The organism is Roseateles sp. (assembly GCF_046300915.1).
Taxonomy (GTDB): Bacteria; Pseudomonadota; Gammaproteobacteria; order Burkholderiales; family Burkholderiaceae_C; genus Kinneretia.
On sequence record NZ_JBKCLH010000211.1, the window covers coordinates 1 to 13,473 of the forward strand.

Genomic DNA, 13,473 nt, shown 5'->3' on the forward strand with positions numbered 1-13,473 from the left:
GGGTGGGGCGGGAGCGGCAAAGCCCCTCGCGGAGAATGCTCGCCCATGAGCACCATGAGCACCACGGCCCTTCTCATCATCGACGTCCAGCAAGCCCTGTGCAGCGGCGAGTACGCGGCGCATGAGGCACCGGCCCTGATCGAACGGATCAACGGGCTCGCGGCCCGCTGCCGCGCCGCCGGCCAGCCGGTGATCCTGATCCAGCACGAGTCCGCCGACCCGCAAGGCCTGCTGGCCCATGGCTCGCCGGGTTGGCAGCTGGCCCAGGGCCTGCACACCGAGGCCGGCGATCTGTGCCTGCGCAAGCGCAGCCCCGATTCATTCCACGACACCGAGTTGCAGGCCCTGCTGCAGGCCCATGGCGTGCAGAGCCTGGTGATCTGCGGCCTGCAGAGCCAGTTCTGCGTGGACACCACCACTCGCCGCGCTCTGGCCCTGGGCTATCCGGTGCAGCTGGTAGCGGACGGCCACAGCACCACGGACAGCGGCGCGCTCAGCGCCACCCAGATCCGCGAGCATCACAACCTCACCCTGAGCCAGATCACCAGCTTCGGGCCGCGCGTGCGCGCCGTGCCGGCGGCGGCGGTCGAGCTCTTGGGCGCCCCGGCCTGAGCGGCGCCCCCCAAGGACATGGAACAACCTCGCCCCTCCCCCATCCTCATCAGCGCCTGCCTGCTGGGCCAGCCGGTGCGCTATGACGGCGGCGCCAACGGCGTTTCACAGCATCCGGTGCTGGCCGCCTGGCTGGCCGCCGGGCGGGTGCTGGCGCTGTGCCCCGAGCTGGCGGGCGGTCTGCCGGTGCCGCGGCCGCCGGCCGAGCGGGTGCGAGATGCCGAAGGTTGCGAGCGGGTGCTGGATGTGCACGGCCGGGATGTGACGGCCGCCTTTGTGGCCGGGGCCGAGCAGGCCCTGAGCCTGGCCCGTGCCCGGGGCGTACGCATGGCGGTGCTCAAGGAGGGCAGCCCCTCCTGCGGTTCGGGCTACATCTACGACGGCAGCTTCAGCCGCCGCCGCGTGCCGGGCCGCGGGCTCACGGCCGAGCGGCTGACACAGGCCGGCATCCAGGTCTTCAGCGAACACGAGCTGGAGGCCGCCCAGCGCTGGCTGCAGGCCCTGGAGCAAGACGGCAGGGCCTGATGAGCGTGACGGGCGCTGCGCCGGCTGGCCCCACAATAGCGCCCACCATGAAGCACCAAGGTTCCTCTTCCCCCTCCTCGGGCGGCTCGCTCGACGCCGTCACCCAGGCCCGCCAGGCCGCGCAATGGGAACGCAACAAGCCCAGCATCTATGTGGATCTGGGCCTGGGCCTGTTCTTCTTTGTCTGCGCCAAGTTCACCGACCTGACCACGGCCGCCCTGCTGGGTGCGGCGGCCGGGCTGAGCGTCTATCTGGTGCAGCGCTATGTGAAGGTGGACCTGCTGGGCGGCCTGGCCATGTTCGGCGTGGCCATGCTGCTGGTGTCGGCGGGCTTTTCCTGGCTGTTCCAGGATGACTGGGCCGTCAAGATGAAGGGCACCATCCTGGGCCTGCTCACGGCCACGCTGTTTCTGGGTGATGGCCTGATCAACCGCGGCCGCTACTTTGGCCGCCGCCTGGCCCGCTATGTGATGGAGCCGGTGGTGGAGCAGCGCCTGGCCATAGGTCTGGGCCTGCTGGGCGCCCTGATGGCCTCGCTGAACTGGGGCGTGGCGGCATTCTTCAGCACCGATGTCTGGCTGGCCTACACCACCTTTGGCGATATCGCGCTGAGCATGCTGCTGTTCTTTGCGGTGTTGCGCTTCGCCCGGGCCTGATCCGACGCCCCTTCCGTGCCACACTGGCCCATGCCCAAGCCAGTGCAAGAACCCCTGCCCAAGCCGCCCGCCCTGCGGGCCGAGGATGTGCGCGGCGCGCTGCGCCTGAGCCACGAGGCGCTGGGCGGGCTGATCGATCTGGTGGAGTCCATGCACGCCGGCATTGCCGACAGGGTGCTGGGGCGCTCCACTGCAGCCGACCCCGAGGACGGGCTGCGGCGCGCCCGGGGCCTGACCGGCCTGGTCTACCGCGGTGTGCGCGGCATCAGCGGCGGCGTGGGCAGCGCGACGGAGCTGCTGCTGGGCAGCCTGGCCCGGCAGCTGCTGCCCGCGAGCAGCGCGGCCGCACCACATGCCCGGCGCGAGGCCCTGCTCGCCGCGCTCAACGGCGTGCTGGGCGACCATCTGGCGGACAGCGGCAACCCCCTGGCCATCGCCATGCGCTTTCGCCGGCAGGGTCAGGCCTTGCCACTGCAGGCCGAGGCCCTGCGCGCGAGCCTGGCGGCCCAGACCAGCACACCGCGCCTGCTGGTCCTGCTGCACGGCCTGTGCATGAACGATCTGCAGTGGCGCCTGGGCACGGCCGAGGACCATGGCCAGGTGCTGGCCCGCGAGCTGGGCTACACGCCCGTCTATCTGCACTACAACAGCGGCCTGGGCATTGCCCGCAACGGCCGGCTGCTGGCCGAGCGGCTGCAAACCCTGTGCGAGGCCTGGCCCCAGCCCCTGGAGCGCCTGGTGCTGCTGGGTCACAGCATGGGCGGACTGGTGGCGCGCAGTGCCATCCACCACGCGGCGCAGCGGCGCGGCGAGGGCGACGCCAGCCTGAGCTGGCCGCAACGCCTGGATGATCTGGTCTGCCTGGGCTCGCCGCATCTGGGCGCGCCGCTGGAGCGTGCCGGCCACGGTCTGGAGCGCCTGCTGGCGGCCCTGCCCTATGCGGCGCCGCTGGCCCGCCTGGGCCAGATCCGCAGCGCGGGCATCACGGACCTGCGCCTGGGCCATATCACCGAGGCGGCGTCAGATGCGCAAGGCCGGCGCCACTGGAACCAGGTGCCCCTGCCCGGCAACACCCGCTGCTACGCCGTGGCCGCCAGCCTGGGCCCCGCGCCGCACAGCCTCAAATCGCGCCTACTGGGCGACGGCCTGGTGCCGGTGGCCAGCGCCCTGGGCCGGCACCGCGACCCGGCGCGCGGCCTGGACTTTGCGCCCGAGCGCCAGGCCGTGGTGTACCGCGCGGGACATCTGGAGCTGCTCTCCAGCCCCGAGGTGCTGGCCCTGCTGCGCGGCTGGCTGCGCTAGGGCCGGCATGCGCTAGGGCCGGTTTTCGCTAGGGCAGCTGGGCGCGCACAAAGGCGGTGGCGCGCCGCAGCGCATCCTCGCGCGCGGCGGCATTGTCCGGCTCCCGCTGCAGGCTGGCCACCGGGCTGTCAAAGCCATGGGCCGCGCCCGCATAGGTCCTGAGCTGGGGCGGCACCCGGGCCTGGGCACGGGCCACCAGGGCCTCGCATTGGCGGGGCGAGACCTCCTCGTCGGCCCCGGCCAGCAGCATCAGCAGCGGCACCTCCCATTGCGGCCACAGGCTGCGCAGGGCACGCTCGCCGCAGCCGGGATAGAAGGCCAGCGCCGCGGCAAAGCGCGGGGTGCCGGCCTCGGCGCTGGCGGCACGCTCGCTCTGGCGCTGCAGCACATTGAGCACGGTGCTGCCGCCATTGCTCCAGCCCTGGACCAGGATGCGCCCGGCCTGCACCTCGGGCTGCTCGGACAGCCAGCGCAGCGCGCCCTCGGCATCCAGGGGGCGCACCGTGCGTTCGTTGACGGCCTCGCGCTCGGGAATGCCGTGGGTGTTGCGCCCATAGCCATGGGCCCGGCCACGCGGGCCGAAGCTGTCCACCAGCAGGGCGATATAGCCCTGGGCCGCCCAATGTGCCAGCCACTGGCGGTGCCGGGCCGAGAGGCTGCCGGCCCCGCAGGGCGAGTCCTGCCCGCGCGCCACGGTCTTGCACTGCTCGGCCACCGGCCCGGTATAGGGGCCGCCGCGCCCATGCAGCAGCACGATGGCCGGCGCCGGCAGGCGCGCGGGGCTGGCGCGGTAGGCCACCAGCTCGGTCTGGCCGTCGGCGCTGGGGAAGTAGACAGTGTCCGGGGTCTGGGCGCGGACAGGGATCGCGAAGGCGAGCAAGACGGTCCCCAGGCTCAGGGCGGAGCCGGCCTCGGACAGAAACGGGAGTAATCGCCTCATGGTGATGGCTAGGAGCAGCACGCTGCGTCGGGGAGAGGCATTGTGCCGCCCCGGCTCAGGCCAGCAGCGCGCTCACGGGCCGCCGGGGTGAGGGCGGCAGGAGCAGGCCGCGCCCGAAGCGAATGACCAGATCGGCACGCTGGGCCCCCAGGCCCAGGGCCGCGCCAAAGGCCGGCCGCAGGCTCGCCACCTCCACCGGCATGTTCAGATGCGCGCAGCGCACGCCCATGGCACAGGCCTGCAGGGCGAAGCGCTCATAGGCGCGGCCCACCGCCATCCAGTGCTCCACATCCTCGCGCGCGGCCACAAACACCGCCACACCGGCCGAGCTGCGCAGCTGGCGACGGTACTTGTCGTTCTCGGAGCCGGCACGCACGACGAGGTCAAACAGCCGCGGCCCCAGCCAGCTGGGCAGCTCGGGGTTGCCGGAGCACAGGCTCAGCAGGCCGTCGCCCTGGCGCAGGGCCTCGCGCGCATTGAAGCGGATCCACTGCCGCAGCTCCGCCATAAAGGCCGGATCGTTCATCTGCAGGGTGTTGCCCTGGACCACGAAGTCCAGCACCGTCTCCAGGGCCGGTTTGTCGGTGAGCAGGAGCAGGCGCACCTGTTCAGAGCGGGCGGCGGCTTCCAGGCGGGCCAGCTCGGTCGGGCTGAGGGCTTGGCCGTCGTACTCCGCGCGGGTGGACTGCCGCTGGGGAATGGCCTGGAACAGCTCCGTGGGCCGCGCCGGGGCCGCTTGCAGGCCGATGCGCAGCGCCTTGCGGGCCGCATCGAACTCGGGCTCGGCCCGCAAGCCCAGAGCCGCCGCGGCCTGGATCAGGTTCTCGGCCGCACAGCCCAGGGAGACATAGAGGTGGTGGTCGTCCGGATCCACCACCGGGCAGCGACGATCGAAATCCGGCAACACGGTGATGGCCTCGGCGCCCAGCTCAAAGCGCCAGCACTGGGTGTTGTGGCTGGAGGGCGCCAGGCTGGCGTAGCGCAGCAGCTCCAGCCCCAGGGCCCGCCCGCTCAGGCCCTGCAGGGGCCCGTGCCGCCAGAGCTGGCGGCTGACCGCCAGGTACTCGTCCTCGGCGCCGGTACAGCCGGGCAGGCCCGAGAGGCCAGCCAAGGCCAGCCCTGCATTGAAGGTACGACGATCCGGCACAAGCTCCTCCCAGCTGTACGACCTGCGGGCATGATCCACGACAGACCGAGCATGCCGCACCGGGCGCCGAGCCAATTGCGCCGCATCAAGTCTCGGCGGACACGGACCTTGCGGCGCTGCACTTTGGCCAATGCCTATGCGTGCTCATCACCAAGGGCTAAGGCATACCTCCCGCGCAAAAAACAAGACTCAAGCCTTGCCAACACGGCAGTTCAAAGAACGCAAGCATTCAGACGGCCCGCGACAGCTGGGCAGAGGGGGGAATTTGAAGCCAATTCGCATCAAACGCTGCCACGGGGCAGCCGTGCTCTTGTGTGTGTCCCTATCGCTGCTGGGCTGCGGCGGTGGCGGTGAAACAAGCGCAGGCGGCCAAGGTGCGGGTTCAGGGCCGAATACGCTTGTTGGCAACTTCTTTCCCACGCCCGCGGATGCACGCTGGATCTACACCATCGGTGACGGCACCGAGACTGAGCTGGTGCGGCTTGCCAGTACGACGAATGTAGACGGGCAGACCGCCTACAACTTCGTCACCAAGTCCTCCGATGGCAGCACCAGCCAAGACTTCTATGCGGTGGATGCAAGCAGTGTGCGCCTCCTTGCCCCAGATGCATCGGACCCCATGGAACGGGCGCTCAGCGGTATCCCGCTGATGCGACTGCCGTTGACCGTCGGCGAGCGTGTGCAGCAGGCCGACCTCAGCTTCGACAGCGGCGCCGATTTTGACCGCGACGGCAAGACGGACAAGATGCGCCTGCAGGCTAGCGTCCTCGTCGCTGGACAGCAGACCGTGACGACCGAAGCATCCAGCTTCAAGGACGCTGCGCACCTGACCCAGACCATCACCGGCACCATCACGCTGAGCAGCAGCGGAGCCACTCAGCAGATCAATATCCAGATCGACAGCTGGTATGCCGACAGTATTGGCCTCGTGCAACGAGTCGAGCGCTTCTGGGGTCAGGGCTACGACGAAACCAGACGCTCCAAACTCTCAGCCTACCGAGTGGGCAGCCTGAAGAGCGACCACTCCTCGCCCACAGTCGCCGGCGTCACGCCCGATGCAGGACCTTTGCCAAGCGCAGCCGTATCCGTGGCTGCAACCCTTAGCAAGCCGGTAGACCCGGGCTCCGTGCTCACCAACAGCTTCACGGTAACCGATAGCGCCAACACGCTGATTCCTGGCTCGGTTCAGGTGAACGGCAAGCTGCTGACGTTCAAGGCAAGCCAGTCCTGGGCAACAGGAACTTACACAGCGCGGCTGAACACCGACATCAAGGACATGCTGGGAAATTCCTTGCCGGAGCCCAAGTCCTGGACCTTCACGGTCGACGCCACGGCGCCCACGCTGGTGTCCGTGTCGCCGGCAAACGGCGCGCAAGAGGTAGAGACCGGCACAGCCGTGGCCCTGAGCTTCTCCAAGCCTGTGGACCCGAAGTCGGTTCACGCCAGCTACGTCAAGATCAGCGATGGTTACACCAGCGTCGATGCCACCATCGCGGTGACCGGCAATACGATCACACTGCAGCCCAAGACACCGCTGCAAGGTGGAAAGCTCTACAGCGTGTCCGCCTGGGGCGTGTCTGACATGGTCGGCAACCCGATGGCACTCAGCTTCTTTTCGCAGTTCGAGACCACCCAGGGCATGTTTGCCTACCCACGCTCGATCACAGGCCTGCCCAGCAACTTCCGACTGGAAGCCAAAGCAATCGGCGACCTGAATAGCGATGGTCTGCCTGATCTGGTCATCAGTGGCTTTGAGATCGGCGGGCCCGGCAGCACCGTCTACATCCTCAAGGGCCAGGCTGACGGGTCGCTGGCGCCACCTTTCAGGCTGGACATCGGTGCCGCCCAGGGATGCGCCAGCCTGAGCAGCCTCGCGATTGGGGATGTCAACACAGATGGGCGAGTTGACCTCGTGATTGGCTCCGGCTCCTGCGGTGCCCAGGTGCTGCACCAGACGACAACCGGTTCGCTCACCGTGGGCGAGTACCTCAGCTCTAGCGCCGCCAACTACATCAAGATCGCGGATCTGGACCGCAACGGCCGGAATGCGCTAATTGGCGTTGGCGGCAGCACGGGCCAGATCAGCATATGGCGTCAGGACGCGGGCGGCACACTGCGCTTCAGCCAGTCCGTTGCCACGGGTACCAGCCTGGCGCTGGATGTGGCGGTCGGCGACATCAATGGCGACGGTCTGTCTGATTTGGTGGCGGCAGTCAGCGGACTGTCGGGACAGCATATCGCCCTCATTCCGAGGCTGGCCGGCGGCGGCTTCGGGAGCCCGAGCTTCTTGTCGACAGAGTCAAGTTGGGGGGCCTCTTCCCTGGCCGTGGGTGATCTCAATGGGGACGGGCGCCATGACATCGTCGCGACCGCCGGCGGCAATTCACCGACATACATCGCCGTCTTCTACCAAGGCAGTGCCGGCGTTCCGGGCCCGGTAACAAAGCTGGCCTCATTCGACATCCCTGGACCCGTGGCGCTGTTCGATATGAACGGTGATGGGCGCTTGGACGTCTTGGTGGCACACCCGGGCTGGCATCGTGTTGGCGTGTATCTGCAAAACGGCAGCGGCTCGCTCAACCCCGAGGCCCTCTATCGAGCGCCCTACGTTGGATCCTCACGAGGATTGCTTGCCGTCGGCGACCTCAACAAGGATGGCCGGCCCGATATCGCCTGGAGTGGCGAAATCATCCTGCAGAAGCCCCAGGCCGGCGGCAAGGTCATGGACATGGGCATCCGGCGCGGTCACCTCCTGGCCGATCAAGTGCGAACGGCTGTGGCGCAGGGGCAGGCGGCGCTGCGCAGCGCGCGCTAGGCGCGTTCGGCCGAGAACGCCGCTCAGGCCGATGCAGCCGCCACGGCCGCTTCCGCCTTCAGCGCCGTGATGAGGACCTGCAGGGCCGGCGGCATCTGGCGCCGGCTGGGGTGGTAGAGCGTCAGGCGCGGCAGGGGGCTGACCCATTGCGGCAGCACCTGGACCAGACGGCCGCTTTGCAGATGCTCGGCCACCAGGCCGTCCAGCACGCGCACCACGCCCAGGCCGGCCAGTGCCGCCTGCACCAGGGTGTCGTTGTCGTTGGAGGTGAGCGGCCCCTCCACGCCCAGCTGGGCCGAGCGGCGGCCGCGGCTGAGCCTCCAGCCCGAGAGCCGGCCCGAGCTGCTGAGCCGGTAGCGCAGGCAGCGCTGGCTCAGAAGGTCGTCGGGTTCACGCGGGCTGCCATGCTTTTGCAGATAGGCCGGGGCGGCCACGGTGATGATGCGAAAGGCCGGCCCCACGGGCACGGCAATCATGTCCTTCTCCACCGTGTCGGCCAGGCGGATGCCGGCGTCGAAGCCCTCGGCCACGATGTCCACCAGGGCGTCGCTCACATGCAGCTCGACTTCGATGCCCGGGTGCTGCTCCAGAAAGCGCGGCAGCATGGGCCAGAGCACCGTCATCGCGGCCAGCTTGAAGGTGGTCAGCCTGATCTTGCCCACCGGAGACTCGCGCTGCTGCAAGGCCGAGGCCACGGCCTCGTCAATGCTCTGCAGGGCCGGGCGGAGCTGGGTCAGCAGGCGCTCGCCGGCCTCGGTGGTCGAGACACTGCGCGTGGAGCGGCTGAGCAGGCGCAGCCCCAGCCGCTCCTCCAGCGCCTTGAGCGCATGGCTGAGCGCGGACTGCGACACCCCCAGGCGCGCCGCCGCGCGGGTGAAGCTTCGCTCCTCGGCCACCACGGCAAAGGCCGCCAGATCGGCCATCTGCCGGCGCGAATCCACGGTCAGTCTATTCATGAATTTCTTTCACAAGCTCAATGCAACTCATGGGCATTGAACTGTAATCGCCGGGCTTCTACAGTGCCACGAGCCACAGCAAACCGGTCGCCCGTTCGCGCGCCGCCCCCTGGAAAGCATTCATGAGAAGCCCCATCCCCAGCCCCTGCCGCGCCCGCCGCTTTCTGCTCGGGGGCCTGCTGGCCCTGAGCCTGGCGCTGGTCAGCTGTGGTCATGCGCCGCTCACCCAGGCGCAGCCGGCCACGCCCGAAGCGGTCACCCTGAGCCACACCTTTGTGCACCAGCTGCCGGCCAGCGACAGCGGCCGCCCGTACTGGCTCTGGGTCTCGGTGCCCCGCGACTATGAGCAGCTCAAGGACAGGAAGCTGCCGGTGGTCTTCGCCACGGACGCGCCCTACACCCTGCCCCTGATGCGCGGCATCCATGCCATGGTCGGTAATCAGGGCCGCAATATCGAGCCCTTCATCCTGGTGGGCCTGGGCTACGAGCCGGGCCTGCCCCAGAGCGGCAGCCGCAGCCGCGACTACACCCCCAGCAATCCGCTGCGCAAGCCGGACTACCGGCGCGATGTGTACCGGGCCGCGGTCTATGGCGAGGCCGCCCGCTACCGCGACTATCTGGAGCGCCAGGTCTTGCCCTTTGTGCGCGAGCACTACCGGGCGGACCTGAGCCGCAGCACCTTTGTCGGCCAGTCCTACGGCGGTCTGTTCGGCACCTATGTGCTGCTGACCCGGCCCGAGCTCTTCCAGACCTATCTGCTGGGCAGTCCCTCGCTGTGGTTTGATGAGCGCGCCATCTGGGAGATCGAATCGCGCTACGCGGCCCGGCACCGCGATCTGAAGGCCCGGGTGCGCTTGTACGCCGGCTCCTTCGAGACCGACCGACCCGAGCCGCGCTACACCCCCGGCTGGAACCTGCTCGGGGACATGAAGGAATTCGAGGCCCTGCTGCGCTCCCGCGGCTATCCGGGCCTGGAGATCAGCAGCGAGACCCTGGTGGGCGAAGACCACAGAACCATGGGCCCCGGCTTCTTCACCCAGGGGCTGCTGTGGGCCCTGCCCGGCTACGGGCCCTATGACCCGAGCTAGGGCCAGCTCTGGGATGATGGCGCCCATGATCCATCTGCACTACCACCCCGGCAACGCCAGCATGGCGCCCCATATCCTGCTGCGCGAGCTGGGCGCGGCCTTCGAGCTGCTGCTGGTGGACCGACAGCGCAATGCGCACAAGTCGCCGGACTACCTGAAGCTCAATCCCAATGGCCTGATCCCGGTGCTGCAGGACGGCGATCTGGTGCTCTACGAGACGGCCGCCATCCTGCTGCATCTGGCCGACACCCATCCGCAGGCCGAGCTGGCCCCGGCCCTGGGCACGCCGGAGCGGGCGCAGTTCTACAAATGGCTGATCTGGCTCACCAACACCTTGCAGCCCGCGCTGATGGCCTACTTCTACCCCGAGCGCTGGGTGGCGCCGGGCCATGAGACCGGCGCGGCCGAGGTGAAAACCTGTGCCGAGGCGCGGGTGGTGGAGCTGCTGGAACAGCTGGAGCAGCAGCTGCAAAACACGAGCGGCCCCTGGCTGCTGGGCCAGCGCTACAGCGCGGCCGATGCCCTGGCCTTCATGCTCTGCCGCTGGACGCGCGGCTTGGCCCGGCCGGCGCGCAGCCGCCCAGCCATAGCGGCCTATCTGCAGCGCATGCTGGAGCGGCCGGCCGTGCAGCAGACCCTGGCGGCCGAAGGGCTGGCGCCGCCCTGGGTCTGAGCAGGGTGTCTGGCGGGCCCCATGGCCTGCGGGCGTGCGCAGCGCTATGCTGGGCACAGCCACGCACGCCATGCCCATGGACGAACTTCTGCAGGCCTCGCTGAAAACAGAGCAGCGCTTCTCGCTGAACTGGACCTATCTGAACGCGATCGCGCGGGGCGTCTCCGTGATCGATCTGGGTGCGCTGGCCCTGCGCAATCTGCGCGATGCGCGCCAGTTCGCGCGCGAGTACGGCTACGACGTGGAGCAGCCCGGGGTGCTGGACTATCTGCGCCGCATCCAGCGCGAGGCCCTGGGCTTTGTGCGGGAGCAGTTCCTGGAGCCCGGGCAGCAGTGCTTGCTGCCGGCCGAAGTCTGCGATGAGGGCGATCCCCTGCAGCTGCTGGTGCTGGCCTCGCAGCGCGCGCACCGCTTCGAGCCCCTGCGCCTGTGGGCCTGCGCCCTGCTCAAGGTCATGCACGGCCTGTTCTACATCGACAACAACCTCAAGCTGCGCCACTTTGCCGCCATCCGGCAGCAGGTCTTTGCCGGCCTGGACGAGGTCATACAGTTCGAGGGCGGTAGCCAGTACCTGAGCGACGGCCGCATCTGCCTGCCCCTGGTGCATGTGGACCGCAAGCGCAACAAGGGCCGCCACAGCATCCTGCTCAAGCTGCTGCAAAAGCCCGAGTATGTGGCGGCCGACATCCACGACCATCTGGGCGTGCGTCTCACGCTCAACACCCGCATCGAGTGCCTGCTGGCCCTGGACCTGCTGCGCCGGGCCCATCTGGTCACCCTCACCAATCTGGAGGTCAGCCGCACGCGCAACACCCTGGTGGACCTGTTGGCGGCCAAGGAGGTCTTCACCCGCCACCGTGCCGAGATCGACCGCAGCCCCGGCTACCCCAGCGCCCTGCTGCAGCAGATGGACCAGGAGCTGGCCGCCATCTCCCAGCGCCAGACCCAGCGCGACAACCCGCACAGCGCGGCCGACTTCCAGAGCCTGCAGTTCACCGTGCGCAAGATGATCCACCTGCCCGCGGCGGCCCTGGGCCGGCCCGAGCAGGCCCCGCGCGCCGAGGATGGCGGCGAGGCCCTGGTCACCGAGAACGGCGATGTGAGCTTTTTCTTCGCCTACGAGATCCAGCTGCTGGATGCCGCCAGCCTGGCCAAGAGCCAGCAGGGCGCGGCCAGTCACGAGGCCTACAAGCGCCGCCAGGTGGACACCGCACGCCGGCGCGTGCTGGGGCTGGAGCTGCTGGCCTGGCTGCAGAGGCAGCCCGGCGGAGCCGGCACAATCGCCCCATGACCGAACTGCTGCTGATACGCCACGGCGAGACCGACTGGAACCGCCGCCAGACCTTCCAGGGCCAGATCGATGTGCCGCTCAATGCCCGCGGGCTGGAGCAGGCGCGCCGCCTGGGCGAGCGCCTGGCCGGCGAGGCCCTGGATCTGCTCGTCAGCAGCGATCTGATACGGGCTCGCCAGACGGCCGAGCCGCTGGCCAGCGCGCAAGGCCTGGCCCCGCAGCTGGCGCCGGCCCTGCGCGAGCAGGCTTTCGGCATTCTGGAGGGCCTGAGCTTCGATGACATCCGCCAGCGCCACCCCGAGGAGTTCGCGCTCTGGGCCCGGCATGAACCGGACTACGCCCTGCCCGGGGGCGCCGAGAGCCGACGCGACTTCCATGCCCGGGTGCTGGCGGCCCTGCGCGAGCTGGCGGTGGTGCATCGCGGGCGCAGGCTGGCCGTGGTCACGCATGGCGGGGTGCTGGACATGGTCTGGCGCGAGGCGCTCAACAAGCCCTTGCACGGCGCTCGCGAGTGCGCCATTCCCAATGCCGGGCTGAATCGCCTGCGCATGGATGCCCAGGGCGGGCTGCAAATCATGAGCTGGGGTGACGACGCCCATCTCCAGGGCCTGGAGGACTGACACGCCATGGCCATCAGCTGGATCAGCGCCCTCAAGGCCGTGCCCTGGGCCGATGTGATCGAGGCCACGCCGGTGCTGGTCAAGGGCGCGCGCAAGCTCTTCAAGCGCAGCCAGGAGGCCGAGGCGGCCGCCGAGGCACCGCAGGCGGCCCCGCAGACCCTGGCCGAGGCGCTCGCCCGGCTGCAGCGCCTGGAGCAGGAACTGGCCGGGCTCAGCGAACAGCAGGCCGAGAGCGCGGCACTGCTGCAGAGCCTGGCGGAACAGAACGCACAGCTGGTGGCCGCCATGGAGCAGCTGCGCCAGCGCAGCCGCTGGCTGATGGCCCTGGGTCTGAGTAGCGCCGTGCTGGCCCTGCTGCTGCTCTTGCGCATGGGCGGCTGAACCGCCGCCCCCGGGACTCAGCGCCGCATGGCGGCCAGGGTCTCCACGCGCTTGAGCAGCTCGCGGTCGTTCCAGGGCTTCTTGAACAGGCCGAACAGGCCCTGGATCTCATGCACCCGGGTGTGCAGCTCCTCATGGCCGGTGATGGCGATGATGGGCAGGTCCTCGGTGTTCATATCGCCCTGCACCGCGGCGATGAGGCCAAAGCCGTCCAGATTGGGCATTTCCAGATCGGTGATCAGCACGGCAAAGCGCTCGCGCTGCAACACGTCCAGCGCCTCGACCCCGTCCTTGGCCAGGCTGATGCGGTAACCGGCGCCCTCGAAGAGCTTGGCCAGCTTGGCCCGCACCACGGCCGAGTCATCGACCAGCAGCAGATGGGCCGGCGCCGCTGGAGCGGCAGGAGCGGCTGGGGCAGCTGGAACTGCCGGGGCGGCGGGCGGCGGCACCGGCACGCGTGCAGCAGG

The 13,473-nt window shown here is 69.2% G+C and carries 14 protein-coding genes; 10 read left to right on the plus strand and 4 right to left on the minus strand.

The window, feature by feature from the left end:
* Positions 1 to 45 precede the first annotated feature (45 nt).
* From ACK5F2_RS15910 to ACK5F2_RS15925, 4 genes are read left to right on the plus strand one after another with little or no spacing between them, the layout of a single operon-like run.
* The gene (locus ACK5F2_RS15910; RefSeq protein ID WP_409866332.1) at positions 46 to 612 is read left to right on the plus strand and encodes a cysteine hydrolase family protein; all 567 of its coding nucleotides are present in this window, start codon (positions 46 to 48) and stop codon (positions 610 to 612) included.
* 18 nt (positions 613 to 630) lie between these two features.
* A complete protein-coding gene (locus ACK5F2_RS15915) occupies positions 631 to 1,137 on the plus strand; it encodes a DUF523 domain-containing protein (RefSeq protein WP_409866335.1) in 507 nt (168 codons plus the stop codon).
* Between the two features lie 47 nt (positions 1,138 to 1,184).
* The gene (locus ACK5F2_RS15920) at positions 1,185 to 1,793 is read left to right on the plus strand and encodes a septation protein IspZ (RefSeq protein WP_409866338.1); all 609 of its coding nucleotides are present in this window, start codon (positions 1,185 to 1,187) and stop codon (positions 1,791 to 1,793) included.
* 42 nt (positions 1,794 to 1,835) lie between these two features.
* Positions 1,836 to 3,095, plus strand: a complete 1,260-nt coding sequence (locus ACK5F2_RS15925; protein ID WP_409866341.1) for an esterase/lipase family protein — start codon at positions 1,836 to 1,838, stop codon at positions 3,093 to 3,095.
* 28 nt (positions 3,096 to 3,123) lie between these two features.
* On the opposite strand, the gene ACK5F2_RS15930 is transcribed toward ACK5F2_RS15925, so the two are convergent.
* Both ACK5F2_RS15930 and ACK5F2_RS15935 read right to left on the minus strand, forming a co-directional pair.
* Positions 3,124 to 4,035: a dienelactone hydrolase family protein gene (locus tag ACK5F2_RS15930; protein WP_409866344.1), complete on the minus strand. Its 912-nt coding sequence runs from the start codon at positions 4,033 to 4,035 to the stop codon at positions 3,124 to 3,126.
* A 55-nt stretch (positions 4,036 to 4,090) separates the two neighbouring features.
* Positions 4,091 to 5,182 carry an Acg family FMN-binding oxidoreductase gene (locus ACK5F2_RS15935; protein ID WP_409866346.1) on the minus strand — a complete coding sequence of 364 codons (1,092 nt, stop codon included), beginning with the start codon at positions 5,180 to 5,182 and terminating at the stop codon, positions 4,091 to 4,093.
* Positions 5,183 to 5,498: 316 nt separating this feature from the next.
* Between ACK5F2_RS15935 and ACK5F2_RS15940 the strand changes: the two genes are divergently transcribed.
* Positions 5,499 to 7,997 (plus strand): FG-GAP-like repeat-containing protein, encoded by a 2,499-nt coding sequence (locus tag ACK5F2_RS15940; protein ID WP_409866349.1) that lies wholly within the window; start codon positions 5,499 to 5,501, stop codon positions 7,995 to 7,997.
* Positions 7,998 to 8,020: 23 nt separating this feature from the next.
* Here the strand turns inward: ACK5F2_RS15940 and ACK5F2_RS15945 are convergent, their stop codons facing one another.
* Complete coding sequence (locus ACK5F2_RS15945; protein ID WP_409866352.1) at positions 8,021 to 8,953, minus strand: LysR substrate-binding domain-containing protein; 933 nt, start codon at positions 8,951 to 8,953, stop codon at positions 8,021 to 8,023.
* A gap of 122 nt (positions 8,954 to 9,075) precedes the next feature.
* On the opposite strand from ACK5F2_RS15945, the gene ACK5F2_RS15950 reads away from it, so the two are divergent.
* From ACK5F2_RS15950 to ACK5F2_RS15970, 5 genes are read left to right on the plus strand one after another with little or no spacing between them, the layout of a single operon-like run.
* A complete protein-coding gene (locus tag ACK5F2_RS15950) occupies positions 9,076 to 10,041 on the plus strand; it encodes an alpha/beta hydrolase (RefSeq protein ID WP_409866355.1) in 966 nt (321 codons plus the stop codon).
* 25 nt (positions 10,042 to 10,066) lie between these two features.
* Entirely contained in the window at positions 10,067 to 10,714 is a 648-nt protein-coding gene (locus tag ACK5F2_RS15955; protein WP_409866357.1) for a glutathione S-transferase family protein, read from the plus strand.
* A gap of 46 nt (positions 10,715 to 10,760) precedes the next feature.
* On the plus strand, positions 10,761 to 12,005 hold the full coding sequence (locus ACK5F2_RS15960; protein WP_409866360.1) for a TIGR04552 family protein: 1,245 nt from the start codon (positions 10,761 to 10,763) through the stop codon (positions 12,003 to 12,005).
* Complete coding sequence (locus ACK5F2_RS15965; protein ID WP_409866362.1) at positions 12,002 to 12,625, plus strand: histidine phosphatase family protein; 624 nt, start codon at positions 12,002 to 12,004, stop codon at positions 12,623 to 12,625. Before ACK5F2_RS15960 ends, ACK5F2_RS15965 begins: the two co-directional genes overlap by 4 nt.
* Positions 12,626 to 12,631: 6 nt before the next feature.
* Positions 12,632 to 13,006 (plus strand): hypothetical protein, encoded by a 375-nt coding sequence (locus ACK5F2_RS15970; protein ID WP_409866364.1) that lies wholly within the window; start codon positions 12,632 to 12,634, stop codon positions 13,004 to 13,006.
* Positions 13,007 to 13,023: 17 nt separating this feature from the next.
* On the opposite strand, the gene ACK5F2_RS15975 is transcribed toward ACK5F2_RS15970, so the two are convergent.
* Positions 13,024 to 13,473, minus strand: a 450-nt coding sequence (locus ACK5F2_RS15975; protein WP_409866367.1) for a PleD family two-component system response regulator, incomplete at its 5' end; no start/stop codon positions are given.